Below are 26,205 nucleotides of genomic sequence, written 5' to 3' on the forward strand. Positions count from 1 at the left end.
AAAACGCCCGGCGGGCAGACCTCACGGCGCGACGTTGACCGAAATCGCGACCCATCGCGTCGTGATGTCTTCAGATCCGACGACGTCGTTCATTGATCAGCATCTCCCTAGAGTCTTCTTCATATACTGAACCTAACGAGTTCTAAGTGCTTCCATGTCCCCGGCCCCAGAAAAGGCCGGGGATGCTTGCATTCGGCGTGCGTGGGATCAGATGCACACCTGTTAGTCAGTCGCGATGGCCGTTGCCGCGATCATCATCCCGGCGGCCATCGGCCCAGTACCCTTCCCACCCACGATCACCTCGGCTGTCGTCGGGTAGCACTTGTCCGGTCCGGGCGGCGTTAACGCGAACGCACTGCTCCTGCATAGCAAGAAAGCGGGTGTAAGCCTGCTTCTTCTGAAGGACGAACGGGTTGGGATCCGAGTCACCACGACCGTCTCGGCGATACTTGATCAAGTCGAGCTTGTAGAGAGACTGGTCTTGCACTTGATGGTTGCCGATGATCACATCGACTTCAGCGCGTCGCGTCTTCTGGTTGAAGTAGCGCAATGAGTTGATTTGCGTCAGCTTGCCTTCGATGGTGCGTGGTATTCCGAAACCTCCGTAGAGTGCTGCCATATGCTTGTCGCGCCCATCCGTCACTGGAATGATGGTCGACAATGCGCCGTTCGTGTGGCCCGGTGTGACGTAGAACTGAAACGTCTTATCCCCGACCTTCCAGAATTGACCGTCGGCGACCGTCACATTGCGTACCGGCGCGCCGGTCTGCGTCGCCATCGACGCCCACGCCACTTCGGACGCAACGACCTGCGCGCCGTAGGTGTCCTGCAGGTATTTGGCACCTCCGAAGTGGTCGCGATGCTCGTGCGTGACGACCACGTATCGAATGTCGGCCGGTGTGAATCCAAGCTTCTTCAAGCCTGCCACTAAAATCGTTTCGGCCTCTTCGGCATTGTTAAGGGCGTCGAACACAACAAGCCCCGCGCTCGTCTTGACCGCCCACGCGGAGACGCCAACCTGTCCAACGAAGTAGAGGTCGTCGAACGCCTTGCCTGGCTCGACAAGCCCTGGTTCCTGCATCAGATCGTCAAGGACCGGGTATGCCTGATCGAGAATGCAGCGCTGGGCGAAGTAGGGATAGAGATCATCAGCGGCGAGCTCGCGACCTATATTGAGGTGCTTCTTAACTTTCTCGACGATTTGATTAGGGAAGGTGGTCGCCGGTGTCAATTGCGCAAGAGCGGCGGAAGACGAAATGGCAAAGGCCATCAATGCCGCCACTTTGGGCACTGCGAGGATTTTGAACATGGGATGTTCTCCGAAGGTAAACGTCAATGAGTGGACTGGACGAGCCGCGGGTTAGTTCTCGTTGTCCTCGAGAGATCGATTCGCGGTGGAGCGTGCGACCTTGGCACGGTCAGCAGCCAACCGCTCTTCTTCCTGCGCGTTGGCTGCGGAAAGTGGAGGTGGCGATGACAGGTCAGCTGCGATGGCCTTTTCCGAGGCGCCTGCACTCGTGCCAGCGGTAGGTGCGGAAGACCCGCCTGTCGAGGTCGGGACCGACCCTCCGCCGCTTCCACCTCCGCAGCCGGCAATGACCGCGACGACCACGAGCGAGGTCGCTCGTATGTAGTTCATGGGTGTCTCCTATCTGAACTGTTGAAGGACCGGATGTGCTTCGTTTGAAGCGACATCCATTGAGATGGGACGGCCGTCCTCGATCGCTGCGACAGATTCATTGTTAACGTTAACAAATGCCTGCATATACCGGGTAAACCCCTTGTTCCTGCCTGAGGCTTTCTTGAAGATCCAGTTGATCAGCCGCAGGGCCTAGACTTGCCGTATGACGACGCGGAATTCAGCCCATCTCAGACCGATCGCCCTTGGCGCGCGACCGGTCGCCACTCTTCGCGAGGTCGCTAAACTGGCAGGCGTATCCATGATGTCGGTGTCTCGAGCGATCAACTCTCCTCACCAAGTGTCGGCAGCCACTCTAAAGCTGGTAACCGAGGCCATCTCCAACCTGGGCTACGTACCCAATCTCGTCGCTGGGGGCTTGCGCGCTTCCAGAAGCTATCTGGTGGTCGCCTTGGTGCCGACAACCACGGGACCGCTTTTCGGTGAGATGATCCATTCATTGACGGAGGCGCTGGACGCTCGCGGGTATCAAGTCATGCTCGGCGAGATCGGCTACGCACGATCACGCGAAGACGAACTCTTACGAGCAATCGTCGGGCGCCGCCCCGATGGCATCGTCCTGACCGGGGTGATGCATTCCGCCGAAAGTCGACGCATGCTGCTGACGTCCGGCATCCCGATTGTCGAAACCTGGGATTTCACACGGACGCCGATCGACATGCTCGTCGGCCTGTCGCATGAGCGCCTCGGCGCGGAGGTATGCCGCTTCCTGCACACACGCGGTCGACGGCGACTGGCGCTGGTCAGCGGTGACGACGAGCGGGCGGCCCGACGCAAGGACGGCTTTGTCAAGGCCGCGAAGGGTCTTAGTTTGCGCTCGCCGGTCGTTCATTTCGGACACTCTCCCACGACTCACGCGGAAGGGCGAGATGGCCTGGCCAAGCTACTCGTTGATCACCCTGAAACGGATGCGGTTTTCTGCAGTTCAGACATGCTCGCTCTGGGTGTTCTCACGGAGGCACGGCTGAGAGGCATCAACGTTCCCGAGCAGCTGTCCGTCGTCGGGTTTGGGGACATCGATTTCGCTGAAACCGTCAGCCCAAGTCTTACAACTGTTCGCATCGATGGGACCCGCATCGGACAAACCGCAGCGCAGTTCATCGCGGACCGTGCTGAGGGCCGCATCGTCGAACAACCCATTGTGAATATCGGGTTCTCGATCGTGCAGCGCGAGAGCGCATGAGCCAAACTGTCGATCGGTGAAGATTCCCGCCCGAGAGCCCGCCCAGATCGGCCACAAGTCGGTCGCCAGCATGACAAATCGATCTGCAGCAACCGTCAGCAAACTAGGCAAGAGGCTGAAGCTTGGCTTGATCCTGAGCCTGTTAATGGCCAGAGCAATCGACGATCGAAATGAGGTACGACGCGGCTGCCCAACGAGCCCCGACCGGAATCGCTCAGACTGGTGTCGTTCATGGCTGGCTCGAGGGCATTGGGACTTCAGAGTCCCGGCAATTGAAAAAGCTCCGCCGCGTTTCCGTAGAGGAAGCGATCCAACACGGATGCCGGCAGATCGAGCGAAAGGATCTGGTCGAGCCGCTGGCCCTGTGCAGCCATCGGATAGTAGAAGCTAAAGACAAACCGATCCTGGCCCCAAGCGCGCAACGCGGCCAGGTAATCCTGCTCGCCCGGCATGCCCGGGAAGTAGTGATCCGGACATACCCAGACGTTCTGTCGCCTGAAGACGACCCCCATCATTTGCTGCGCAAAAGGCCAGCCCGCGTACGAAACGACGATCTTCAACTGCGGAAAAGCGGCCGCCAAGCGATCGATGTGCAGCGGATCGGCATAGGTCATATCCGGCCCCGCATTGCCGCCGTTGCGAATGAAGACGGGGCGCCCCAGGGACGTGCAGAGTTCATAGAAGGCAAACAGGCGGTGGTCGTCGGCCTTGGCAGCATCTGGCATGCAGCCGGGCATCAGCGCCGCCGCAACAAAGCCTGCCTCAAAGGCGCGCTTTGCCTGATCCGGGGCATTTGGATTTCCGATCGGGTCGAATGCCGCCACCCCCGAGAGCTGCTGATGCTGCGCACACAAAGCCGCAACAAACTCATTCGGAATCTCTTCCACAACGCCGTTGGGAGACGGGCCAGGGCCTCTGGCTGCCGCGTGGATCAGCGTCCGCACCACGCCCACGTCGGCTTGTTGGGCGAAGAAGAGGTCCATTGACCGGGCCTCGAACGCCGGGTCGGCGGGAATGCCCCTGCGCGCCCGGCTCGATCGCGCGACATTCAACGCGTACGGCCGGCCGACAACGAGCGCAGGGTGTGGCGGTCGTGAATTGACGTCGATGATTTTCATGGGAAGTCTGTTGTTGCGGTGTACCGCGGCGGCAATTCGCCCTCAAAGTTCAAAAAGCAAACGCTTATCGCAGGTGCGGAAGCAGCAGGTCATCATCTTGTTGTAGATCTCTCACGGGGCACACGCTGCGGACTGGTGCCTCCCTGCGGCAATGCGCCGGCGACGGCGTCGGTGGCCTACTCGTTCCCGCAACCGCCCTGGTAGCGGCGCTCAAGTTGAACAGTCACTTCGGGCTCTCCTCGTTTCAATAAAATTCGCAGCTTCGAATACGCGTCACGCGCTCGCCAGAACCAAGGCGACACATCCCATAACCCCTGTCAGCGCGGAAGTCACAGCGACGAACGCGATCCATGTCGCCCGCACCCGCGGCGGCACCATTCCCTGCAAGAGGTGCTCGCGCCGCCATGCGCCATAGGCAAAGGTGGCGAGCGCACAGCCAAGCAGGGCCAGGGCCAACCCCGAAAAACTGCGTTCCTGCATAGACCAGAGACCGCGCAGTTCCAGCAACGCGCAAACGACGATGGACATCGCAGTCCTGCTCCACGCCAGCGCCGTTCGCTCGCCCTGCAGACCGGGGTCGAACGGAACAGCATGAGGTTGACGAGCGCATTTTTTCATCTGAGCACCAGCAAGACCGTGACGATTGCAGCCACAGCCAATGCCCACACGCCGAGCAGCCCGACTGGCCGCGCGTGCGGCAACGGCGCAGAGTGACGCATTGCAACCTCGTTCGCCGCCCAGCGCCTGTACGCGAAGATACAGAGAAGGGTCGCGAGCATGCACAGGCTGATGGCAAGGGCCTCCACCGCGAGATGCGGTTGCAACTTGGTGGAGAACTGATCAAGAAGGATCCCTCCTGCGAGAATCGCCAGCGCCGTCCGAATCCAAGCTAGAAACGTGCGCTCGTTGGCCAACGAGAACCGGTAGTCGGGCTCAACTCCTTCGCGTTGCCAAGCGGGGCGGTCCAAGAGCTTGATTTTCATAGCGCGTACTCCGATTCAACGCTGGATGCCATTACGTTTCTACGGTGGTCCAGCGAGCGTGCCGGTCGACCTTTGCGGCGGCGGCTCAGCCGGGAATGTCGGTGGTTCCGTGGGCCCAACTGAGTAGCCTGCGCTCGAGCCATTCGAACGCGGTGGTTACGAACACGACACAGACGATCAGGATCAGCATGACGGCCAACACACTGGCGATGTCAAACTGACCGCTGAAGGTCTGTACCAGGAGGCCGAGACCGCTCTTCGCTGCGATCATTTCGCCGATTACTGCACCGCTCGTGCAATAGATCAACGTGAGCTTGAGCCCCGCGAATACGCTTGGAAGCGCCCACGGCAACCGCACGTACCAAAAGAGCCTCATGTCGGAAGCACCGTAGAGGCGAGACATCAACAGCATGTCCCGATCGACGGTCGCCAACCCTCCCATGGTGCTGACAAGGACGATGAAAAAGCCCAACGATGCAGCCAGCACGATCTTGGAAGCCATCCCGATGCCGAACCAAAGGATGAACATCGGCCCCAACGCAACTCGGGGCATGCTGTTGAGTGCGGAGACGTAGGGGCTCAGCAAGGCCCGCAGACGCTCGTTCCGATCGAGCAGCACCGCGCAGGAAATGCCGAGTACGACAGAGATGGCGAAGGCAATGATCACCTCGATGGCTGTCGTGGCCAGGTGAGAAAGCACATCGGTTTCGCCAAAGAGGTTGATCAGCGCAGCCCCGACCGCCGCGGGTGAACTGATGAACGCCGCGCTGGCCAGCCCCGTCTGCACCGCGAATTGCCAAAGCAGAATAAAACCTACCAGGACGAGAGCCCGGCCTGTGTAGAGACCCCAGGAACCGCTCCAGAAGGTCGTGCCCTTGGGCGGCGGAGCGGCTGTGACCGCGGCCAATTTCTCTTCAGATTGCGCAAGATCGATCATGACATCCCCTGGCGAAGTGCGTGCCATGCACGCTTGTAGACTTGGTGAAAAGCGTCGCTTTCCTGGAGTTCGGCGGCCGAGCGCGGTCGCGGGATGTCCACATCGATCGTCTCGATGATTCCCCGGCCACGGGTGCCCATGACGACCACGCGATCTGCGAGCGTGACGGCTTCGCCGATGTCGTGCGTGACGAACACGACCGTCTTGCGCGTCGCTTCCCACAATGCGAGGAGTTGGTCGTGCAGTACAACCTTGGTCTGGACGTCCAGCGCACTGAACGGCTCATCGAGCAGGTAAATGTCGCGATCAACCGCAAAGGCCCGCGCCAATGCCACGCGCTGACGCTGCCCATGCGAGAGCTGCGACGGAAAGTGATTCTCGTGCTTGAGTAGGCCGACGTTGTCCAGGAAGCGTCGCGCCGTGTCCGTGCGTGCCGGATTGCCCACACCGGAAAGCATCAAAGCGTACTCCACGTTCTGCCGTGCAGTGCGCCATGGCAGCAGCGCATCCCGTGCAAGCGTATAGGCTACGTCGCCCTGTCCGGCGACCGGCTCATGGCCGTTTACCAAGACGCGGCCGTCTCTTACGGGCACTAAACCGGCAACCGCGTTCATCAGCGTCGTCTTGCCGCAACCGCTGGCACCTACGATGGCGAGGAATTCGCCGGTGCGCACGTTCAGATTGACTCCCGACATGACGGGTGGCGCACCGCCGAATGCAATGGTGACGTTGTCGATCTGGATCCCATGCTCGGCGCGCTGGCGGGTCAGGGACTGCGCGCGATCCGGGGCGAGCGCCGCGGGGTGCGCGCCAAGTGCTTGTTTCATGAGCATTTCGATTCCTTCGGTGCCGTTGGGGCGACGAGATCGGAGAACTTGAAGGTCTTCGTGACCTGCTTCTGTTCAGTCAGAAGGTCTTGCCACACTTTGACGCTCTTCTCTGTGACGGCAGTGCCATAGGCCGGAAGCATGTCGCGGATCATGGTCCGGTACTGCTCGTCGCTCAATTCCGTTGTCGGAACCTTCTTCTTTAGGATTCCAACCAGTTCGTCCAGATTCTTCGGATCGCGGTACCAGCAGTAGCTTTGCTCGGTGGCACGTACAAACCGCTTGACCAGCTCCGGATTGCTGGCGATCGTCTTGTCGCTCGCCCACCAGAGGCTGTAGCCAAGGTCCTTGAAATCAGGAGGACCTTCGCCTCGAGCCAAATTCACGATGACGGTGCCTTCCTTCGTCGCCTCGACGATGGGTGGAAGCGGCCAGAGGCTCAAGTACGCATCGATCGACTTGTTCTTCATGGCAGACCGTGCGCTGGCCGGCATCCCGACCGCTAGGTACGTGACGTCGGACGATTTCACACCGGCCTTGGTCAGCAACTTCTCGGTCAAGTAGTGTGTGGAGACACCGCGCGCAATGACCCCGACGTTGGCACCCTTCAGGTCCTGCATGACCTTGGGGTACCCCTCACCTTTGTGTGGCAGGGGAAAGTCGCTGCGCACGATGAGTGCGTACGGAAGAGCGACCGTGTTACCGACGACCGCCTTGACCGGCAGGCCCTTGCTGACGGTACTGAAGAGGTTGTCGTATGCGTTGTTCCCGAACTGGACGCTGTCGCTTACCACTGCCGCTGTCATAGCCGCCCCGTCCGGGATCGAGATGAGCGACACATCGAGCCCGTTCGCCTGATAGAAGCCTTTCTCTTGGGCAACAAAAGCCGGGAACGACACTAGTGAGCCTGGATAGATTCCGACCTTGGTAGGCAGGTTTTCGGCGGTTGCTGATGCACTCCATCCCAGCAACGCAACGAGCGGCGGGAGGAACAGGGCGCGGAAGCCGCACCGGATGGGATTCACTGGCATATGCGTTGTCTCCTGAATGGGTGCTTGAATTCTTCCGCCACCCGCCTTCCAGCGAAAGATGCTTGCGCCGCATCTCGATTCCGGGGCGCTATATCGGGGTAATCCCTGCCCCCCAAGCACGTGCCGGAGCGCCCCCAAGCGCCCTCGGTTGCAGCACGTCTCTATTGGTCGCTCAGAAGGACACTGCCACAAGGGTTTGCCCGCATATAGCGACGGGGAATCGAGATGCGGGCGGCGCATCTTCCGGGCATTGCAGGGTCCCGCAAGAATCGGTAGCACCGCGTGATCCGCACGCGACTACCCCCCACAGGAGCCATGATGAGCCGACATTTGATGTGCGTGATGACCTCGCCCACCGCGGGCAAGGAACAGGAATTTCAACGCTGGTACAACGACCAGCATGTCCCCGACGTGATGCGTCTACCCGGTGTGCTCACCGGCCAACGCTTTCGCCTGAGTTCCGTTCAGCACAAGGCCCCGCCGTTTGCACAAAACTACGTTGCGCTCTACGACATCGAGAGTGACGACCTTGAGGGCTTCAACGCTGAAATTGCCCGTCGCTTCGGGACGCCCGAGATGCCCATGAGTGATGCGCTAGCGCTGCCCGTGGTGCGCTTCCTCCTCGACCCGGACAGCCCCCTCTTGCGTACCGACGGCAAGACGTCCAGCTCACAGCCGGAGAACCGGCACTTGATGTGCGTCATGACGACACCCGCTGACGGCAAAGAGGCGGAATTCACCCGCTGGTACGACGAGCAGCACATTCCGGATCTCATGCGCATGCCGGGGCTCTTGAGCGCCCAGCGATTCCGCCTGAGCGCCACCCAGCACAAGGCGCCGCCGTTCCCCCAGACATACCTGGCGATCTATGAACTTGGAACCGATGACCTGTCTGCCTTCAACGCGGACTTGCTAAGCCGCGTGGGCACGGCCGCAATGCCGCTGACCGATGCCCTAGGCCCAGGCTTCGTACGGTTTCTGCTCGATTCGATCACGCCGCGTTGGGTGAACGAGGCGTCGACAGCGACCGAGCCCGCCGTCGCTCGTTGATCGCGCGCACGGATTCAATCTTTGCAAAGGACAAGTCATGAGCAATCCCGTCGTCGTCGTGGGTCACGGCCCTCACAATGTTATCGCCCTCCATGGTTGGTTCGGCAGCGCCAAGTCATGGGGCCCCTGGGTCGACGCGTTGGACACGGACGCGTTCACCTACGCGTTCGTCGACTATCGTGGCTACGGCGCGCGAAAGGACGTGCCAGGCACGTACAACCTGGAAGAGATCGCTGAAGACGTCTTGAGCGTCGCCGACAAACTGGGCTGGAAACGATTTAGCCTGCTGGGTCACTCCATGGGCGGCGCCGCGATCCAGCATGTGCTCGCCGCACACCCCGAACGGGTACGCGCTTTGGTCGGCATCAGCCCTGTGCCAGCAAGCGGAGTTCCGTTCGACGAAGCGACGCTGCGCTTCTTTGAGTCTGCGGCTGAGGATGCTCAGGTCCGGCGAACAATCCACGACCGCGGCACAGGAAGTCGCCTTTCGGGGCGGTGGCTCGACAGGATGGTCGAGAACTCCATGGAGCGTTCGACCCCTGCGGCCGTCGCAGCCTACCTCCACTCGTGGGTGAAGACCGACATCTCCTCGCGCGTGCAAGGAATGGAGCTGCCGGTCCACGTCATTGTCGGAGAATTCGATGGCGCAATCAACGAAGCCTTCGTTCGCAAGACGTGGCTTACTTGCTATCCAAATGCGAGTGTCGAAGTAATGCAGAACGCGGGCCACTACGCCATGGACGAAACGCCTGCCGCTCTGGCGGCCAGCGTCGAACGGTTCCTGCGCAGTGTCCCGCTTTCGGACTGACGGTGACCTGCTCTCAAGCGAGGTCGCGCCCATCGTGCCCCAAATTCATTCTCTTGCGCCCGGCGCGCACCAACGCTCGAGCTCACCTCGCTTGTGGTCGCATCACACCGTAACGGAGTAGATCCATGTCTGACAGAACAACCCATTTCCCGAGCGCCACAGAGTACGACGTCCTCGTAATAGGCTGTGGCGCGGCAGGCCTCTCCACGGCCATCTCGGCGCGTCTGGCCGGCTTGACCGTGCTCGTCGCAGAGAAGGCCGATGTGGTGGGCGGCGCAGCCGCTCGATCGGGCGGACAGGTCTGGGCTCCGGGAAGTCAACTCGCGCGCGCCGCGGGCATCGTGGACCCGCCCGAGGCCGCACTTCAATACCTGCAGAGTGAGGCCGGGAGTTTGTTCGATCCCGAGCGCGCTTCGGCGTACCTCCGCGCGGCACCGCGCATGGTGGACGAGTATTCCTCCCGCACAACCGAGATGCGTTTCATCATGAATCCGCTGGCCGGGGACGCCCACCCACAGCTTCCCGGCGCAGCCGGTTCCGGGCGTGTGCTGATGGTCCCGGAGTTCGACGCAAGGAAGCTCGGTCAGAGAATGACTCAACTGGCGCTCCCCTTGAAGGAGTGGACGTTCCTGGGCATGCAGATCGGCCCCGGCAAGGAACTCAATCACTTCTTCAATTGGTACCGTTCCCTTGAGTCGGCGAAAGTGGTCGCGTCCCGATTCGCCCGGCTTGCCAGAGACCTTCTGACACACGGCCGCACTACCCGTCTCGTCAACGGACAAGCATTGGTGGCGCGCTTGTTCAAGTCGGCGCTCGATCTGGGGGTGGAAATTCAGACCGAGGCAACGGCGCTGCGTCTAATGACAGACGCGGGAAAGGTCACTGGCGCAGTGTTCAACATCGCGGGCGAACAAGTGGCGGTAGCCTCACGCCGCGGCGTGGTCTTGGCATGCGGCGGGTTTCCACATGATCGAATCCAGCGCGAGGCTTTGCAACCCGGCCCGCTGCGACACGCCCTCCTCCCTCTCGCGCCCGAAGGCAATACGGGCGATGGTTTGAGGCTGGCGTTGGATGTCGGCGCCACTCTCGACCGCCGGCTTCCCAACGCCCTGTCATGGACCCCAGTCTCTCGGATAGAAACAAAGTCTGGCGTGCGTCTGTTCCCACACCTTATCGACAAGGGCAAGCCTGGGTTTATCGCCGTCGATGCCAAGGGTCGGCGGTTCTGCAACGAGTCGGGACCTGGCAACGATTTCGTACGAAAAATGGCCGAGCGGACCGAGGCAGGTCCGGTTCAAGGTTACCTCGTGTTCGACCACGCTGCCCTGCGACGATGGGGTGCGGGGATGGTGCGTCCAACGCCGCTTCCCTATCAGCATCACGTCCGCAGCGGCTACCTGTTGCGTGGCGATTCCGTTGCGGAGCTGGCTGGAAAGGCTGGCTTGGAGCCGGACTGTCTGGCCGAGACCATCGAGCGGTTCAACAAGTTCGCATCGACGGGCATCGATGAAGACTTTCAGCGAGGTGAATCGCTTGCAGACAAACGCAACGGGGATCCGAACTGCAAGCCGAACCCCGCCCTTCGTGCGCTGACGCATGGACCGTTTTACGCAATTCGCCTGCTTGCCGGGGACTTCAGCACGCTGTCGGGTCTGACCGTCGATGCGCAGTGTCGCGTCCTGGACACGACGGGCCAGCCGATTGCCGGGCTGTATGCCGCCGGCAACGATGCAGCGTCCATGATGGGAGGCAGCAACATCTCCCCTGGTTCCACACTTGGACCTGCCCTCGTGTTCGGTTACATCGCTGCGCAGCAGTTGATCGGTGCCGACGTAACCAAGGAAGTGGCGACGCCCGACTCCCTGCACAGCAACGATCGAGAGCCCGCCGACGCGTAGCGCTCGGCCGTTGCGGATGGAGAATTCGAGTGATGACGCCCTAACGGCTGACGTCACCCGGGCCTCTGACCGCGCCATTCGCTGAAGTTGTCACGTGCGACAACGAGCCTCCCTGCGCAAGTCGATCGGCTGCCGCGATTGGCGTCGATTGGGGCCTATTGCCCATTCGAGGCGCTCAGCCCGAAACCTCGCGCGTTAGGCCGTCCGGCATCACCAATCATTCCGTGCTCGCGGGGATTGGCCATCAGACTTAGTCGGCCTGTCCACACCCACGATCTCTGCATGAGGCCCTGGACGAGTTCCCGAGTTCCGGCGCCAGCCCGACAGATCGTTCATCTCCGAAAAATACCCCTGGTGTCGAAAAGTTGCCACCTCTCGCTCGCTTGTGAGAAGCGAGAGTCGGCGCCACGCCGGGAAATGAACGAGCGCGATCCATCGGAGCGCCGTCGATTTCGTAGAGCTGGGTCCGCTATGGAACCTCCACGCACTCGCCGCTGGGGCCAGAAAGAGAAAGCTGAGCGGCCATCCACGAATCCTTGTGCACAGAGCAGATGGTTCATCGAAAGTCGAACCTACCATGTCCAACACTGTAGGCGGCACATCGATTGGTCAGCGAACTGAGCGTCGGCGACGCCTCGGAAATCGAAACGCAGGGCGAGCATACCGGCCACCAAAGGAGGCTTCGAAGCTGCGTCCTCTATGTTCTCAAGTGCCTCCGGCGGTTTTGATGCTTGCGGCTGGAGCGATCAGATTTCCAGCGGATGCTGATTCAGGAAGCGTTCCACCGCTGTGGCCAGCGCCACGGGCGTCTCATCCATCGAATAGTGGCCCGCGTTGGCGATCACCTCGACCGTCGCGTTGGGATAGTGGGATAGCCAGGTCTTGCGAGCAAACTCCTCGTTGATCGCGCCGTCGTATTGTCCGACGATCACGTGCACGGGGAGTTCGAGCCCGGTCACCTCGGGTGAGATATCCGTCTTCGCCCAGGCATGCAGATAGGTTCCCACCGCTTGCTCGGTTGAGCGGGCGAAGGAGTTGGCAACGATCGTGTCGAGCCAGCGGCCGCTGTGGCGCCCGCCGGTGCCTCGATCGACGATCGTGCGTCTGACCTTGGCATCACCCGCGGCCGATTCGAAGAAGGCCAGAGTCGGTGCATCGAAGGGTACGCCGCTGGCCGGGACGGGGCTAACTCCGACCAAGGCGTTCACGCGGCCGCGCGCCGCGGTCAACACATGCTGGATCGCGGCGCCGCCCATGGAATGACCCAGGAGACTGAATCGCTTCCAGCCAAGGTCGTCGGCTGCCTCCAGTGCATCCCGCGCGATCTCCTCGAGGCTGTAGTCGCCGGGTTCTCCCATCCGGTCCCCATAGCCTCGGGAATCCATGAATGCATATGCATAGGCATCACCATCGAGCACGTCAACCATCGGTCCCCATGACCTTGCGCTGCCAAGCCAACCGTGCAGTGCGAGAACCTTGTGCGGACCCTTGCCGACGAGAACAAGTGAATCTTTCATTGTCTTTTCCAATGTGGATGTTTGATCTCAAGCGCTGTATGCGGCAATTTTCCCGGAGCACCTTCCGCACAGGAAGATGCGGGCGGCGCATCCTGATTCCGAGCCGCTATATGCGGGCAAACCCCGGGAGCCTGCCGCCAGCGTGAAAAGGGGCTGAAGCTTCGAACGCCACGGGCGTTGATGGGTGCAAACCACGGCGGCTCGCCCCGGTGGCTCACAATGTCGGGTCCGCAGCGCCAGGAAGCTGCAAAAAAGGTCTTACGCATGCAACTGAAACAACTTGAGGAGTTCATCGCCGTGGTGCAAGCGGGCAGCCTCAGGAGCGCAGCTCGAAAGCTCGGGGTCACCCAGCCGTCGCTCACCAAAGCTATTCAGCGTCTGGAGGAAGACGTCGGCTCTCCGCTCTTCGTGCGCACCGGCCAGGGCGTCAGCCTGACCGAGTTTGGGAGCGTCCTGCTTCCTCATGCAGAGGCGATTCAGGCCGAGCTGCAGCGTGCCAACGAAGAACTCGGTCATCTTCGTGGAGGCGCCGAGAGTTTCATTTCAGCGTCCACGACGCCTGTGGCGGGGACAACCATCGTCCCCGAGGCTCTGCGGATCTATCGAAGGTCCTACCCCAATGTGACGGTCAGTGTGCTGGACGGACTGTCGCCGCCCGGGCTGTCGCTACTGAGGATCGGTGCGGTGGACTTCTATGTGGGCTCTGCGCCTGGCGTGCAGAACGACAAGAGCCTGAGTTCCATTCAGCTGATGCCCAACCCCCTCAAGATTGCATGTCGGCCAGGACATCCCCTGCAGCAGGCAAGACGTCTAGCCGATCTTGTCGGCGCCGAGTGGGCCTTTGCGGGGCCTACCGGATTTCGCGGCGAATTGCTAGACACAGCTTTTAAGGCGCGCGGTCTACCGCTGCCTCGCTCCGTGACACACTGCGCGTCTTTCACCAGTCTTCTCTCGGTCGCCTCTGCGAGCGACATCCTCACGTTGGTGGCCGAGCGTATGTTCTCCAAGGGGCCCTTCTCAAACGTGCTTGTCCCCGTGAACATCGAAGACTTCGAAATGGAGCTGTCGCCAGTTAGGGTTGTCTGGAAAGCGTCCAATCGACAGACCCCGGAGGCAAAGGCATTCGTCACGTCCTTGCAGCAGGCTAGCCGAAACAGCTGAAGGCGCGATGACGATACTGCCCGCGCCTTCAGCCTGTGGTTGGTGTCGCTTGTGTCAGGCCTTCCTTAGCGTCTTCATCTTTTGAAGCAGGGGCCATCCCAACATCAGAATGCCAGCCACGGTCAACGCAGCAGACGCCGGGCGCTGCAGAAAGATGAGGAACGAGCCTTCGGAAATCGACAGCGCCTGGCGCATCGAGCTCTCAAGGAGGTCGCCGATGACCATCCCGAGCACTAGGGGCACTGCCGGGAGACCGGACAGCGCGCAGAACCAGCCGAAGATCCCGAACCCGAAGGCAATCCAGACTTCATAGAATGAGTTGGACACCGAGTAGGCACCCACGAAGCAGAGGGTTAAGATGCCTATCCCCAAAATTCGGGGATCGACTTTCACCAACATCGCGATGTACTTTACGAGCAGCAAAAGGATCACCAGGATGGCGACGTTGATCATCATCATGCTCGCAAAGACGCCGTTGACCAGTTGCGGTTGTTCTGCAAACAGGTTCGGTCCAGGGAAAACGCCGTGAACCAGGAACACGCCCATCATGACCGCGGTAATGGCATCGCCGGGAATCCCCAGCGTCAGCACAGTCACCATCGCACCGCCGCTATTGGAATTGTTGGCGGCCTCGGCGGCGATAATCCCCTCGGGGTTGCCCTTCCCGAACGTCTCTGGGCTCTTCGAACCCTTCCGGGCTGCGAAATATGCGAGCGAAGTGGACAGAGCGGCGCCAACCGCAGGCAGCACCCCAATTAACAGTCCGATCAGCACCGACTTCGAGAGCGTTCGCGGGTAGCGGAACGGTTCGACGAAGTGCTTCAAGCTGACGCCTGCGTTTTCCAGTTCTTTGTTCGAGCCAACGCTCCGTGGTTTTGAGCCGAGTAGCACAAATCCCTGGGCCATGCCGAACATTCCAATCGCGACGGAGACAAGCGGCAGGCCGCTCATCAGCCCGGACGAGCCGAAGACGAAGCGTTGTTCACTGGAAGTGGCATCGATTCCCACCGTCCCGATGAACAGGCCGAGACCCACCATCAAGACCGCCTCAACGAACTGCTTCGAGTAGGCGCGGCACACGCAGATCGCCGCAAGCACGGCAGCGCATGTGAACTCGGCGGCGCCGAACTGAGTCGTGAACTTCGCCAGTTGAGGCGCCGCGAAAGCGAGAAATAGCGCGCTGACGATGCCGCCCACGAAGGCGGACGCGAAGGCAAGTGATAGAGCGCGTTCGGCTTCGCCGCGCCGTGCCATCGGATAGCCATCGAACATTGTCATGATGGAGGATGCTTCGCCTGGCGTCTTTATGAGGATCGACGTTACAGCCCCACCGTAGAAAGCCCCGCAATATATTCCCAGCAGCAGGGAGAGCCCAGCGAGGGGCGGCATGCCGTACGTGAACGGCAGGCACACCGAGATGGCCACGATGGGACCAAGACCTGGAAGGACGCCGACGAAGATGCCCAGCAGGCTTCCGGCGGCAATACTGAGGAGGACCGACCAATGAAGTGCGGCCTGCAATCCGGATAGAAGTTCCATGATGATGATCTCAGAAAGATGGTCGGCTGCAGTCAGGCAAAGAAGCCGAGCAGACCCGCCGCCGGGAACCACACTTTTAGCGCCAGCGAAAAGACGAGGTAGCAAGCCGTACCCAGTAAGAGGGCGATGACCACCGATTTCTTCCACCCAATGCCTGCCAGTCCCCCTGCCACGAGAACAAAGACGACGGTTGACAACCAGTAGCCGACAAGCGGAACCAGCAGGACGTAGGCCGCGAAGAACGGAATCGAGGCCGCCACGACGCGACGATTGGCTGTACCGTCGTCAACCTCTTCGCCTGCATCCAGGGACGCCCCTCGGAGGATTCTGACGACGTGAATCGATGCCCCGATGGCCACCAAAGCCAGCGCAACACGTGGCATGAACGCAGGTGACTCGTAGAAGTTGACGTCATGCCGATAGTTGGTGATGAGGGTTGGCGCATACACGTAGAGCGCTACGGCACCGACGAGCAGCAAAAAGGTGAGCGCTACAGCCAGGACTCGCTGGCCCTGCGCCGGGACAGCGACTTCGGCATCGGGTTCGGTGCCGAGCGACGTGTCAGTCGCGGTTGCCATGGGTTACTTCTTCACCAGACCCAGCGAGTCCATCACAGGCTTCATGGCTGCCTCGTCTGCAGCAATCTGCGCCTTGGCCTGCTGAGGATCCACGAAGAAGAAAGGCGAGTTGATGCGCCGGCTCAGCTCCTTGATCGACGGATCCTGGACCGCCTCTTTAAGGGCCGCGGTCAGCTTGTCCATCACCTCCTTTGGTGTGCCCTTGGGCGCGAATAACCCACTCCAGAGGAGTGAATCGAAGTTATAGCCCGCCTCGCGTAGGGTTGGCACGTTGGGAAGTTCCGCGATGCGATCCTTGGTCAAAGCAACCAGCGGAATGATCTGGCCCGCTTTCAGGGAACTCGCGACGACGCTGTACGGGGCTACGACGAAGTCGGCATCTCGCGACTCGAGCTGAACAAACCCCGGCGAAGGGAATGTCACTGCCTTGTAGGGCCAGCCGTTCTGCGTGGACATGCGGTGCACCATGATGGCCGGATAGGACGCAGGCCCATAGCTGCCGAAGATCGGGGGCTTGCTCGCGCTCTTGGCAGACACCTCGAATGCCTTGAGGTCGGCCAAACCCGCGTCCTTTCGCGTGGTCAGGACCATCGTGACGGCCGAGTACAGTCCGATTGGCTCGAAGTCGGCGGGCTTGTAGGTGGCGTTACCCGCGATCGGTTGCGCTACCAGCGCAGCGATGTTCAAAGAGCCGATCGAGTACCCATCCGGCTTCGCTCGTGCGACTTCGGAGGTGCCGATGACCCCTTGGGCCCCCGGCTTGTTGATCACCTGCACTGGAACGCCGAGTTTCTTTGACATGACGGACGAGATCGCACGCGCGGAGATATCCGCTTCGATGCCGGCCGGCCAGGGCACGATGATCTCGATGGGCTTCTCCGGGTACGCAGCCATTGCCAACGGCGACCAGACACCAACGAACGCTGCAGAGGCATACATCCAAAGCGGGTTCATATTTGCTCCTAGTTATCTTGGGTTTCAGTGCGCCCAAGCATTAGCTTGGACCTATGGGGAGGGACAGGGGATTGTTTTCCTTTGGTCGAACGCCCGGAAGATGCCTGTGGTTGCATGCCGATTCTCGAACGCTATATCGGGGAAATCCCTTGAGTGCGGCGTTGTGGCAGTGGATCACGCCGTGCGCGCGATCGCGGCGGATTCTTCTGGATCGCAGTCAGGCGGAGGTTTGGGGAAGCCAAGCGTCGCGCTGATCGCAGCTGCTTCTCTTCGCACGGCCGATGCGATGGCACCACCGACAGCTGCATCAAATCCGCCCGTCGCGCCTAGGGCAGTGAGCACGGCGCAGACTCGGCCGGTGTGATCGTGCAACGGCGCTGAAACGGCGCTGATGCCCCGCAGATTGATGTCCCGCACGGACGCGCACCCTGCGTCACGCACTTCTCTGCGGAGCGCTTCAATGGGCTGCTTCGCATCCAGCAGTGCACGTCGTTCGGGCGAAGAGTTCGCCAGTTCCTCCTTCGCCATGGCCTGGACTGCGCCCTCGTCCAGATAGCCCAAGAAGGCGCGGCCGGTCGCCGACCACAGAAGCGACAGCACGGATCCGACGCGAACGTTGACCGTGACAGGCAATCCAGGTTCCTCGAACCGCACGATGGTCGGCCCCCTGTTTCCCATCACAGCAATGAAGCAGGTCACCTCCAGCGTTTCCCGAAGGCGCACGAGCGCAGGTTCTGCAGCGCGCAGGGGATCCGCTTGGCGCATGGCGGCCACGCCGATCCTGATCGCCTCCGGCCCCAGGAAGTACTGCTGCGTCGCCGCGTCCTGGGAAACCAGACCTTCCTCGCTCAGGCTCGCGAGATAGCGATGCACTTTGGCCGCCGACTCGGAAACCCGCGCGGACAGGGCCGTCAAGGTTGCACGTCCCCCCAGGTCAGCGAGCCCCTTGAGGATGGCCATCCCGGTTTCTGCCGCCTGTACGCGCTGACGGCGCTCGCGGGGACGTGGGTCGAGAGGGGGGATAGGGTTTTGTGACGTCATGTAACAGCAGCGTTGGTTTACGCATTCTCAGGGTTAGCCAGGGGTTGCTAATTACGCAATGCGGATCACAATTACGCAATACACGATTTCCCTTGATCGACGGAGACCCCCATGAAGAAGCTTCTCGCCTACTGTCTGCTGGGCCTACCCCTAGTCGCATCGCTGCCCGCGCACGCCCAGACCTGGCCCTCAAAAACCGTTCGCTGGCTCGTGCCCTACCCGGCCGGCGGGGGCTCGGACTTCCTGGCGCGGACAATCGGCCAGCAGCTCTCCACGCAGATCGGACAGCCAGTAGTGGTCGACAACAAGCCGGGGGGCAACACGGCCATAGCCGCAGCCGACGTGGCTCGCTCCGCCCCCGACGGCCATACGGTCTTGTCGGCCGACAACGGGACGATGGTGTTCAACCCAGCCCTCTACAAGAGCCTGAACTACAGCCCCACAAAGGACCTCGCGCCGGTCACCCTCATGGGGCGCTTCCCCATGATCTTGGTGGTAAGCCCCAGCGTGACGGCCAAGGACGCGAAGGAATTCATCGCCCAAATCAAGGCCAAACCGGACGGCATCAACTACGCATCGGCAGGCGCCGGCAGTCCTCATCACCTGGCCATGGAGCTGCTCAAGATCGAGGCTGGCTTGAAGATGACCCATGCCCCCTATCGGGGTGCGGCCCCAGCGTTGGCTGACGTCGCAGGTGGCCAAGTGCCGGCCATGATGGTCGACTTGGCTGCAGGCGCCGGGTTCATCAAGGGCGGCAAAGTCCGCCCCCTTGCCGTAGCAAACGCCAAGCGCCTTCCGCAATTGCCCGACGTGCCGACCTTTGCCGAACTTGGTTACAAGAACGTCGAAGCCGCAGCGCTGGTCGGTATGGTCGTGCCCGCTGCTACGCCTGCCGACGTCGTTGCCAACCTCAACAAGCAGGTTGTAGCCGCCATCAATGCCCCGGACGTCCACAAGAAGCTCATTGACTTCGGCGTGGAGCCAGTTGGCAATACATCCGCCCAGTTCGCGGAATTACTCAAGAGCGAGACCACGCGCTGGCACAAGCTCATCCGCGACCTGAACATCACCCTGGACTGACTGTCCTTCCTGCCGCTGTCTGGCGGCTAGCACCTGCGTCCGCTTGTGCCCCTTTTTGTCCTTTGGAGCTCCATTCATGAATCCCGAGTCCACCTCCGCCCCGTCGACCGGCGCTTGCCCCTTCGCTCACGCACCTCAGCAAGAGTCGCGAGCACCCAACGGATGTCCCGTCAGCCAGCGCGCTGCCACCTTCGATCCGTTCAGCGACGATTACCAGCAAGACCCTCCCGAATACGTTCGCTGGGCGCGCGAGCAGGAGCCCGTCTTCTTCAATCCCAAATTGGGCTACTGGGTCGTCACCAGGTTCGAAGATATCAAGGCCGTGTTCCGCGACAACATGGCCTTCAGTCCGTCCATCGCACTTGAAAAAATCACTCCCACTGGCGATGAAGCCAACGCAGTGCTGGCGTCCTACGGCTACGCTATGGCGCGCACGCTGGTCAACGAGGATGAGCCGGCCCACATGCCGCGCCGCCGGCTTCTCATGGATCCTTTCACTCCAGAGGAACTGAAGCACCACGAGCCTATGGTGCGACAACTTGCTCGCGAATACGTGGATCGATTCGTCAACGAGGGCAAAGCAGATCTTGTCGACCAGATGCTGTGGGAGGTCACCCTCACGGTTGCCCTGCATTTCCTCGGCGTGCCCGAAGAAGACATGGACACACTGCGCCGCTACTCCATTGCCCACACGGTCAATACCTGGGGTCGGCCGAAGCCCGAGGAGCAGGTCGAGGTGGCGCACGCCGTTGGCAACTTTTGGCAGTTTGCCGGCAAGGTGCTGGAGAAGATGCGGCAGGATCCATCTGGCCCGGGTTGGATGAAGTTCGGTATCCGCATGCAAGCAGAACATCCTGACATCGTCACCGATTCGTACCTGCACTCGATGATGATGGCAGGCATCGTGGCCGCTCACGAGACCACCGCAAACGCGACGGCAAATGCCATGCTGCTGTTGCTCAAACACCCGAGCGTCTGGCGCGAAATCTGTGAAGACCCCAACCTGATTCCCAATGCAGTTGAGGAATGTCTGCGTCACAACGGCTCCGTGGCTGCCTGGCGACGCCTAGCAATGAAGGACGCCAGGATCGGGGGCATCGATATTCCGGCCGGTTCAAAGCTGCTGATCGTGATGTCGTCCGCCAATCACGACGAGCGGCACTTCTCGGATGCTGACATGCTCGACATCCGCCGCGAGAACGCCAGCGACCACCTCACGTTCGGCTACGGGTCGCACCAATGCATGGGCAAGAACCTCGCGCGCATGGAGATGCAGATCTTCCTTGAGGAACTCACGCGTCGCCTGCCACACATGCGCCTTTCGGACCAATCGTTCACCTACGTTCCGAACACCTCATTCCGGGGCCCGGAGCACCTGCTGGTCGAGTGGGATCCGTCCCAAAACCCGGAAAGGAGTCGGCCCGCTCTGCTCGAGAAGTTGGTCCCCATCCGTATCGGCGAGCCGTCCAAACATGCCATTGCGAGACCCGCGGTCGTCGAGCAGGTCGATCGCGTTGCAGAAGGCATTGTTCGGCTGCGCTTGGCTTCTCCCGACGGAAGACCAATGCCTCGATGGACGCCAGGATCACACCTGGACATCGAGTGCGGATCGCCCGATCTGACGCGCCAGTATTCTCTTTGTGGCGATCCGGCCCACGCCGATACGCTTGAAATCGCCGTGCTGCTCGAGAGCGAAGGTCGCGGCGGCTCGGCGTGGATACATAACAACGTGAAGGCCGGCGACCAGGTGAAGATTCGTGGCCCTCGCAATCACTTCCGGATGGACGAGGCGGCGAATCGCATCATCTTCATTGCAGGCGGCATCGGGGTGACACCGGTCAGCGCCATGGCGCGTCGAGCGAAGACACTTGGGATCGAATACGATTTTCACTACAGTGGTCGCAAGCGTGCCACGATGGCGTTCCTTGACGAGCTGACCGTTTTGCATGGCGATCGTCTTCACGTGTATGCCGACGACGAAGGGCAGCGCAACAATCTCGAAGCGCTTCTGGCGCATCCGATGGAGGGTACGAAGATCTACGCCTGCGGACCGGTACGCATGCTGGACGCACTGGGAAAAGCATGCGCGCATTGGCCTGAAGACTCGCTGCGTATCGAGCACTTCGTCTCGACGATCGGCACCTTGGACCCGACGAAGGAAAAGGCGTTCGAAGTCGAGTTGAAGGACTCGGGCATCACCCTTTCGGTGCCAGCCGACCGCACCTTGCTGCAAGTCCTGCGTGGCGCAAATATCGACATCCAGAGTGATTGTGAGGAAGGACTTTGCGGCTCCTGCGAGGTGCGGGTCTTGTCCGGGCAGATCGACCATCGGGACGTTGTGCTCACGCGGGGCGAGCGTGAAACGCATGGCCGAATGATGACGTGCTGCTCGCGCGCCTGCGGCGACAAGCTCGTTCTCGAACTCTGATTGGCGAAGCAGCATGAGCAAAAGATCCTATCTCTCTGGCTTCGGCAACGAATACGCCACGGAGGCCGTCGCCGGTGCGCTCCCGCAGGGCCGCAACAGCCCGCAGCGCGCGCCTTTCGACTTGTATCCCGAGCTGATCTCCGGCACCGCCTTCACAGCGCCGCGCAACGAGAACCGCCGCACCTGGATGTACCGCCGGCAGCCGTCGGTCGTGTCGGGCCGCTACAAGGCATATGCGCAGGCGTTGTGGAAGACCGGCGCCGACCGCGAGATCCCGCTGCCACCCGAGCCGATGCGCTGGGCGCCGATCCCGACGGACAACGCCGAGGTCGATTTCATCGACGGCGTGCGTACCCTTGCCGCCAACGGCGACGCCGAAGGGCAGTCGGGCATCGCCGCGCACGTCTACGTCGCGAGCAAGTCGATGGGGCGCCGCGCCTTCGTCAACGCCGACGGCGAGATGCTCTTCGTGCCACAGCAGGGCCGCCTCGAGATCACGACTGAGATGGGGGTGCTCGACGTCAAGCCTGGCGAAATTGCGCTGGTGCCGCGCGGCGTCGTGTTCAAGGTCGATCTGCCCGAGGGCCTCTCGCGCGGCTACCTCTGCGAGAACTATGGCGCGCAGTTTCGCCTGCCCGAACTCGGCCCGATCGGCTCGAACGGCCTCGCGAATTCACGCGACTTCCAGGCCCCGGTGGCCTCTTATGAAGAAGCGACCATCGCCTACGAGCTCGTCAAAAAATTCGCCGGCCGCTTCTGGTCCGCGCCGACCAGGCATTCGCCCTTCAACGTCGTCGCATGGCACGGCAACCTCGCGCCGGTGAAGTACGACACCGCGCACTTCATGACCATCGGCTCGATCAGCTTCGACCATCCCGACCCGTCGATCTTCACGGTCCTGACCTCGCCCTCCGACACGCCCGGCACGGCCAATTGCGACTTCGTGATCTTCCCGCCGCGCTGGCTGGTGATGGAAGACACCTTCCGTCCGCCCTGGTATCACCGCAACCTGATGAGCGAGTTCATGGGCCTGGTCTACGGCGAGTACGACGCCAAGCCCGGCGGCTTCAAGCCGGGCGGCGCCAGCCTGCACAACTGCATGGTGCCGCACGGCCCCGACGAGGAAGCCTTCGACAAGGCGAGCCACAGCGACCTCAAGCCGCAGAAGCTCGACAACACGCTGGCCTTCATGTTCGAGAGCCGGTTCCGATTCATCCCGACCGCCTACGCGATGCAAAGCCCGGCGCTCGACAACGACTATGCCGACTGCTGGGCCGGCCTCAAGGACCAATTCAAGCCATGATCGCCATCGACGCCACCCACGACCCGAAACTGCGCAGTTGGGTCGCCTCGGCCAACCAGGCCGGCTGCGACTTTCCGATCCAGAACCTGCCCTTCGGCCGCTTCAGCCACGGCGCCGACGCGGCGCCGCGCATCGGCGTCGCGATCGGCGACCGGATCCTCGACCTGCGCCGCGCCGGCCTGATCGACATCGACGACATGAACGCGCTGATGGCGGCCACGCCCGAGAAGCGCTCGGCGCTGCGGGCGCTGATCTCCCAGGGGCTGGCCGAAGGCAGCGCGCGGCAGGCGGAATGGGAGTCGGCCCTGGTCGGCCAGTCGGCGGCGACGATGCACGTGCCCTGCCGCATCGGCGACTACACCGACTTCTACACCAGCGTGCACCACGCGACGACAGTCGGCAAGCAGTTCCGCCCGGACAACCCGCTGCTGCCGAATTACAAGTGGGTGCCGATCGGCTATCACGGCCGCGCTTCGTCGATCGTGGTGAGTGGCCAGCCGATCCGGAGGCCGAGGGGACAACTCAAGTCGCCCGAGTCCGTCGCGCCGGTGCTCGCGCTCTCTAAGCGGCTCGACCTGGAGCTGGAACTCGGCTGGTTTGTCGGCAAGGGAAACTCGCTTGGCGAATCGATCGACATCGCGGAGGCCGAGAATCATCTCTTTGGCGTCGCACTGTTCAATGACTGGTCCGCGCGCGACATTCAAGGCTGGGAATACCAGCCCCTAGGCCCCTTCTTGTCGAAGAACTTTGGCAGCACTCTTTCGCCGTGGGTCGTAACCATGGAGGCCCTCGCGCCCTTCCGCGCCCCCTTCGAAAGACCCCCTGGCGACCCGCAGCCGTTGCCTTACCTCGACGACGCTGACAACCGCGCGCAGGGAGCCTTTTCGATCTCGCTGGAAGTGCTGCTGCAGACCGTAAAGATGCGCGACGCCGGCGAAGCGCCGGTGCGCCTGACCCACACAAACACCACCCGTGCCGCCTATTGGACCCCGGCGCAGCTGGTTGCGCACCACACGGTGAATGGATGCAATCTGCAACCGGGCGATCTGTTCGGCTCGGGTACCCTGTCCGGCCCCGAGCCTGACGAAGCCGGCTCACTGATGGAGTTGACTAGCGGCGGCAAGCGGCCGGTGACGCTTCCGAACGGAGAGCAGCGCAGCTTTCTGGAGGATGGCGACACACTGATCTTGCGCGGCTATTGCGAGGCACCCGGCGCTATCCGCATCGGGTTGGGTGAAGCCCTCGGCACTATCGAAGCGAGCTGAAGTTGGATCCGTTTCGCCACCCTCGAGCGGCCGCTCGTCGATTGATACCCTTGCCACAACGACCAGGCTGCAACGTCGGGCCTTGGATGGTTAAGAGGCTGGTCCCGGCCGCTTGGGTGTTGCTGACCTTCTCGTCAACGGCAGCAAACGCGCAACACCCCTTTCCGTCAAAGTCGAATCGCTGGACGTGCAGGTGACAGAGATGGGGTGGACAGTAGATCAAGTGACCAAACGCCGCGGTCGCACGCTCGTTCGGTTCGCTGCTCACGTCAATCGTCACACGTCGACGGTCCGGCTGGAACCTAGCCTTCATGGTGACCTATGCGAGTGCGTGGCCGGGGGCTGCGAAAGGACAGTGGTGCTCTGATGAAAAAGGCGATCCCACTCGATCAAGCTGTCGCGATGGTTCCCGAGGGAGCCGTGGTGATGGTGGGCGGGTTCATGGGCGTGGGCAGTCCTTTACGCCTTATCGACGAGTTGGTCCGCCAACGCCGAGGCGGTTTAATTCTGATCTGCAACGACACCGCCCGACCGGGCGTCGGCGTTGGGCGGCTAATCGACGCCGGCCTCGTGAGAAAGGTCATTGCCAGCCATATCGGGACGAACGCCATTACGCAGCAGCTGATGATCGACGGCCGAATCGATGTCGAACTGGTGCCTCAGGGCACCCTTGCAGAGCGGATTCGCGCCGGCGGCTTCGGCTTGGGAGGCGTACTGACGCCGACCGGGGTCGGCACGCTGGTCGCCGAAGGCAAGCGCACGCTTGAAGTTGACGGCAAGAGCTTCCTCTTGGAGACCGCTTTGAAGGCAGACTTCTCTTTCATTAGCGCAAAGCGGGCCGACTACTACGGCAACCTTGAGTACACGCTGACCGCACGAAATTTCAACCCCCTGATGGCAATGGCGGCGACGACCACGATCGCCGAAGCAGAAAGCATCGTTCCGGTCGGCATGATCAGCCCAGATTCAGTGATCACACCGGGCGTCGTGGTTCACGTGTTGGTCGGACGGGAGCGCGCGCAATGAACGACAAGGAGGTCATCGCGCGCCGTGTGGCGAAAGAATTGAAAGACGGCGACCGCGTGAACCTTGGAATCGGACTTCCAACACTAGTGGCTCAGTATCTTCCATCATCGCTTCATGTGTTCTTCCATTCCGAGAATGGAATCATGGGCATGAGCCCACTTCCTGGCGAGGGTTTCGAGGACATCAACCTGATCGACGCCGGGGGGCGGCCAGTCGGCGCCCTTCCAGGGGCCTGTGCATTTGATTCGGCGTTTTCTTTCGGGCTGATTCGTGGCGGCCATCTCGACGTCACTGTGCTCGGCGGTTTGGAGGTTGACGCGGCTGGAAGACTGGCGAACTGGGCGGTCCCCGGGGAAAGAATACCCGGCATGGGTGGCGCGATGGACCTCGTCACCGGCGCCCGCCGGGTGATCGTGGCCATGCTCCATCGCTCGCGTACGGGCTCGAAGATAGTTTCCCGTTGCAGCCTCCCTATTACGTCAATTCGACGCGTCGACTTAATAGTTACGGAACTTGCGGTGATCCGTCCGACCGATCTCGGCTTGGTTCTGGAAGAGACTGCACCGGGTGTAACAGTGCAGCAGGTGGTGGACGCGACAAGTGCACCTCTGATCATCGGCCCTGGGTTGACCGCGTGAGGCCCGCAGCCTGCTGGAAGGACGCCCGCTAGTCACGGCCGGAGATCTCCAGTGCTGCGAGCTGCAAACTCCTCTCAGCCTCTCAGCGACGAATGACTCGGGATCTCAGACCGCGCCATAGCCGCCGCCCAGTGCATTCGC

General features: G+C 61.5%; 23 protein-coding genes. 11 read left to right on the forward strand and 12 right to left on the reverse strand.

Annotated features, from left to right (window positions below; all coding sequences use genetic code 11):
- Positions 1-226: 226 nt before the first annotated feature.
- Positions 227-1,309: an MBL fold metallo-hydrolase gene (locus QTI17_RS29315; RefSeq protein WP_286537201.1), complete on the reverse strand. Its 1,083-nt coding sequence runs from the start codon at positions 1,307-1,309 to the stop codon at positions 227-229.
- Positions 1,310-1,844: 535 nt separating this feature from the next.
- On the opposite strand from QTI17_RS29315, the gene QTI17_RS29320 reads away from it, so the two are divergent.
- Entirely contained in the window at positions 1,845-2,882 is a 1,038-nt protein-coding gene (locus QTI17_RS29320) for a LacI family DNA-binding transcriptional regulator (RefSeq protein ID WP_286537204.1), read from the forward strand.
- Between the two features lie 257 nt (positions 2,883-3,139).
- On the opposite strand, the gene QTI17_RS29325 is transcribed toward QTI17_RS29320, so the two are convergent.
- From QTI17_RS29325 to QTI17_RS29350, 6 genes are all read right to left on the reverse strand, one after another.
- Positions 3,140-4,000 (reverse strand): amidohydrolase family protein, encoded by an 861-nt coding sequence (locus QTI17_RS29325; RefSeq protein WP_286537205.1) that lies wholly within the window; start codon positions 3,998-4,000, stop codon positions 3,140-3,142.
- A gap of 273 nt (positions 4,001-4,273) precedes the next feature.
- On the reverse strand, positions 4,274-4,618 hold the full coding sequence (locus QTI17_RS29330) for a DUF202 domain-containing protein (protein WP_286537206.1): 345 nt from the start codon (positions 4,616-4,618) through the stop codon (positions 4,274-4,276).
- On the reverse strand, positions 4,615-4,983 hold the full coding sequence (locus tag QTI17_RS29335) for a YidH family protein (RefSeq protein ID WP_286537208.1): 369 nt from the start codon (positions 4,981-4,983) through the stop codon (positions 4,615-4,617). The genes QTI17_RS29330 and QTI17_RS29335 overlap by 4 nt, the downstream gene beginning before the upstream one ends.
- A gap of 85 nt (positions 4,984-5,068) precedes the next feature.
- Positions 5,069-5,920 carry an ABC transporter permease gene (locus tag QTI17_RS29340; protein ID WP_286537210.1) on the reverse strand — a complete coding sequence of 284 codons (852 nt, stop codon included), beginning with the start codon at positions 5,918-5,920 and terminating at the stop codon, positions 5,069-5,071.
- Positions 5,917-6,747, reverse strand: coding sequence for an ABC transporter ATP-binding protein (locus tag QTI17_RS29345; RefSeq protein ID WP_286537212.1), 831 nt, complete (start codon positions 6,745-6,747; stop codon positions 5,917-5,919). Before QTI17_RS29345 ends, QTI17_RS29340 begins: the two co-directional genes overlap by 4 nt.
- Positions 6,744-7,778, reverse strand: a complete 1,035-nt coding sequence (locus QTI17_RS29350) for an ABC transporter substrate-binding protein (protein ID WP_286537215.1) — start codon at positions 7,776-7,778, stop codon at positions 6,744-6,746. The genes QTI17_RS29345 and QTI17_RS29350 overlap by 4 nt, the downstream gene beginning before the upstream one ends.
- A gap of 318 nt (positions 7,779-8,096) precedes the next feature.
- On the opposite strand from QTI17_RS29350, the gene QTI17_RS29355 reads away from it, so the two are divergent.
- The 3 genes from QTI17_RS29355 to QTI17_RS29365 all read left to right on the forward strand — a co-directional run bounded on the left by QTI17_RS29355 (position 8,097) and on the right by QTI17_RS29365 (position 11,534).
- A complete protein-coding gene (locus QTI17_RS29355; RefSeq protein WP_286537216.1) occupies positions 8,097-8,828 on the forward strand; it encodes a DUF4286 family protein in 732 nt (243 codons plus the stop codon).
- 37 nt (positions 8,829-8,865) lie between these two features.
- A complete protein-coding gene (locus tag QTI17_RS29360) occupies positions 8,866-9,636 on the forward strand; it encodes an alpha/beta fold hydrolase (RefSeq protein WP_286537217.1) in 771 nt (256 codons plus the stop codon).
- Positions 9,637-9,761: 125 nt separating this feature from the next.
- The gene (locus QTI17_RS29365; RefSeq protein WP_286537219.1) at positions 9,762-11,534 is read left to right on the forward strand and encodes an FAD-dependent oxidoreductase; all 1,773 of its coding nucleotides are present in this window, start codon (positions 9,762-9,764) and stop codon (positions 11,532-11,534) included.
- A gap of 746 nt (positions 11,535-12,280) precedes the next feature.
- On the opposite strand, the gene QTI17_RS29370 is transcribed toward QTI17_RS29365, so the two are convergent.
- Positions 12,281-13,051, reverse strand: a complete 771-nt coding sequence (locus QTI17_RS29370; protein ID WP_286537220.1) for an alpha/beta fold hydrolase — start codon at positions 13,049-13,051, stop codon at positions 12,281-12,283.
- 264 nt (positions 13,052-13,315) lie between these two features.
- Here QTI17_RS29370 and QTI17_RS29375 point away from each other — a divergent pair, with 264 nt between their 5' ends.
- Positions 13,316-14,212 (forward strand): LysR family transcriptional regulator, encoded by an 897-nt coding sequence (locus QTI17_RS29375; RefSeq protein ID WP_286537222.1) that lies wholly within the window; start codon positions 13,316-13,318, stop codon positions 14,210-14,212.
- A 54-nt stretch (positions 14,213-14,266) separates the two neighbouring features.
- On the opposite strand, the gene QTI17_RS29380 is transcribed toward QTI17_RS29375, so the two are convergent.
- The 4 genes from QTI17_RS29380 to QTI17_RS29395 all read right to left on the reverse strand — a co-directional run bounded on the left by QTI17_RS29380 (position 14,267) and on the right by QTI17_RS29395 (position 18,324).
- On the reverse strand, positions 14,267-15,751 hold the full coding sequence (locus QTI17_RS29380; RefSeq protein ID WP_286537224.1) for a tripartite tricarboxylate transporter permease: 1,485 nt from the start codon (positions 15,749-15,751) through the stop codon (positions 14,267-14,269).
- A gap of 32 nt (positions 15,752-15,783) precedes the next feature.
- Complete coding sequence (locus tag QTI17_RS29385) at positions 15,784-16,329, reverse strand: tripartite tricarboxylate transporter TctB family protein (protein ID WP_286537225.1); 546 nt, start codon at positions 16,327-16,329, stop codon at positions 15,784-15,786.
- A 3-nt stretch (positions 16,330-16,332) separates the two neighbouring features.
- Positions 16,333-17,283 (reverse strand): Bug family tripartite tricarboxylate transporter substrate binding protein, encoded by a 951-nt coding sequence (locus tag QTI17_RS29390; RefSeq protein WP_286537226.1) that lies wholly within the window; start codon positions 17,281-17,283, stop codon positions 16,333-16,335.
- Positions 17,284-17,457: 174 nt separating this feature from the next.
- On the reverse strand, positions 17,458-18,324 hold the full coding sequence (locus QTI17_RS29395; RefSeq protein WP_286537228.1) for an IclR family transcriptional regulator: 867 nt from the start codon (positions 18,322-18,324) through the stop codon (positions 17,458-17,460).
- Between the two features lie 111 nt (positions 18,325-18,435).
- Here QTI17_RS29395 and QTI17_RS29400 point away from each other — a divergent pair, with 111 nt between their 5' ends.
- The 6 genes from QTI17_RS29400 (at position 18,436) to QTI17_RS29425 (ending at position 26,064) form a co-directional block, all read left to right on the forward strand.
- Positions 18,436-19,404 (forward strand): Bug family tripartite tricarboxylate transporter substrate binding protein, encoded by a 969-nt coding sequence (locus QTI17_RS29400; protein WP_286537229.1) that lies wholly within the window; start codon positions 18,436-18,438, stop codon positions 19,402-19,404.
- 76 nt (positions 19,405-19,480) lie between these two features.
- Entirely contained in the window at positions 19,481-21,832 is a 2,352-nt protein-coding gene (locus QTI17_RS29405; protein WP_286537230.1) for a cytochrome P450/oxidoreductase, read from the forward strand.
- Positions 21,833-21,845: 13 nt separating this feature from the next.
- Positions 21,846-23,135 carry a homogentisate 1,2-dioxygenase gene (gene hmgA, locus QTI17_RS29410; protein WP_286537231.1) on the forward strand — a complete coding sequence of 430 codons (1,290 nt, stop codon included), beginning with the start codon at positions 21,846-21,848 and terminating at the stop codon, positions 23,133-23,135.
- Positions 23,132-24,400, forward strand: coding sequence for a fumarylacetoacetase (gene fahA, locus QTI17_RS29415; protein ID WP_286537232.1), 1,269 nt, complete (start codon positions 23,132-23,134; stop codon positions 24,398-24,400). The genes hmgA and fahA overlap by 4 nt, the downstream gene beginning before the upstream one ends.
- Positions 24,401-24,766: 366 nt before the next feature.
- Positions 24,767-25,426, forward strand: a complete 660-nt coding sequence (locus QTI17_RS29420) for a CoA transferase subunit A (protein ID WP_286537233.1) — start codon at positions 24,767-24,769, stop codon at positions 25,424-25,426.
- Positions 25,423-26,064 (forward strand): 3-oxoacid CoA-transferase subunit B, encoded by a 642-nt coding sequence (locus tag QTI17_RS29425; RefSeq protein ID WP_286537235.1) that lies wholly within the window; start codon positions 25,423-25,425, stop codon positions 26,062-26,064. Before QTI17_RS29420 ends, QTI17_RS29425 begins: the two co-directional genes overlap by 4 nt.
- Positions 26,065-26,205: the final 141 nt, after the last annotated feature.

It is taken from the genome of Variovorax sp. J31P179 (assembly GCF_030316985.1).
GTDB lineage: Bacteria > Pseudomonadota > Gammaproteobacteria > Burkholderiales > Burkholderiaceae_C > Variovorax > Variovorax ginsengisoli_B.

Coding starts and splice junctions, on each gene's coding strand:
- QTI17_RS29315 (WP_286537201.1), bottom strand. CDS start 1,309: ATGTTCAAAATCCTCGCAGTGCCCAAAGTGGCGGCATTGATGGCCTTT.
- QTI17_RS29320 (WP_286537204.1), top strand. CDS start 1,845: ATGACGACGCGGAATTCAGCCCATCTCAGACCGATCGCCCTTGGCGCG.
- QTI17_RS29325 (WP_286537205.1), bottom strand. CDS start 4,000: ATGAAAATCATCGACGTCAATTCACGACCGCCACACCCTGCGCTCGTT.
- QTI17_RS29330 (WP_286537206.1), bottom strand. CDS start 4,618: ATGAAAAAATGCGCTCGTCAACCTCATGCTGTTCCGTTCGACCCCGGT.
- QTI17_RS29335 (WP_286537208.1), bottom strand. CDS start 4,983: ATGAAAATCAAGCTCTTGGACCGCCCCGCTTGGCAACGCGAAGGAGTT.
- QTI17_RS29340 (WP_286537210.1), bottom strand. CDS start 5,920: ATGATCGATCTTGCGCAATCTGAAGAGAAATTGGCCGCGGTCACAGCC.
- QTI17_RS29345 (WP_286537212.1), bottom strand. CDS start 6,747: ATGAAACAAGCACTTGGCGCGCACCCCGCGGCGCTCGCCCCGGATCGC.
- QTI17_RS29350 (WP_286537215.1), bottom strand. CDS start 7,778: ATGCCAGTGAATCCCATCCGGTGCGGCTTCCGCGCCCTGTTCCTCCCG.
- QTI17_RS29355 (WP_286537216.1), top strand. CDS start 8,097: ATGAGCCGACATTTGATGTGCGTGATGACCTCGCCCACCGCGGGCAAG.
- QTI17_RS29360 (WP_286537217.1), top strand. CDS start 8,866: ATGAGCAATCCCGTCGTCGTCGTGGGTCACGGCCCTCACAATGTTATC.
- QTI17_RS29365 (WP_286537219.1), top strand. CDS start 9,762: ATGTCTGACAGAACAACCCATTTCCCGAGCGCCACAGAGTACGACGTC.
- QTI17_RS29370 (WP_286537220.1), bottom strand. CDS start 13,051: ATGAAAGATTCACTTGTTCTCGTCGGCAAGGGTCCGCACAAGGTTCTC.
- QTI17_RS29375 (WP_286537222.1), top strand. CDS start 13,316: ATGCAACTGAAACAACTTGAGGAGTTCATCGCCGTGGTGCAAGCGGGC.
- QTI17_RS29380 (WP_286537224.1), bottom strand. CDS start 15,751: ATGGAACTTCTATCCGGATTGCAGGCCGCACTTCATTGGTCGGTCCTC.
- QTI17_RS29385 (WP_286537225.1), bottom strand. CDS start 16,329: ATGGCAACCGCGACTGACACGTCGCTCGGCACCGAACCCGATGCCGAA.
- QTI17_RS29390 (WP_286537226.1), bottom strand. CDS start 17,283: ATGAACCCGCTTTGGATGTATGCCTCTGCAGCGTTCGTTGGTGTCTGG.
- QTI17_RS29395 (WP_286537228.1), bottom strand. CDS start 18,324: ATGACGTCACAAAACCCTATCCCCCCTCTCGACCCACGTCCCCGCGAG.
- QTI17_RS29400 (WP_286537229.1), top strand. CDS start 18,436: ATGAAGAAGCTTCTCGCCTACTGTCTGCTGGGCCTACCCCTAGTCGCA.
- QTI17_RS29405 (WP_286537230.1), top strand. CDS start 19,481: ATGAATCCCGAGTCCACCTCCGCCCCGTCGACCGGCGCTTGCCCCTTC.
- hmgA (WP_286537231.1), top strand. CDS start 21,846: ATGAGCAAAAGATCCTATCTCTCTGGCTTCGGCAACGAATACGCCACG.
- fahA (WP_286537232.1), top strand. CDS start 23,132: ATGATCGCCATCGACGCCACCCACGACCCGAAACTGCGCAGTTGGGTC.
- QTI17_RS29420 (WP_286537233.1), top strand. CDS start 24,767: ATGAAAAAGGCGATCCCACTCGATCAAGCTGTCGCGATGGTTCCCGAG.
- QTI17_RS29425 (WP_286537235.1), top strand. CDS start 25,423: ATGAACGACAAGGAGGTCATCGCGCGCCGTGTGGCGAAAGAATTGAAA.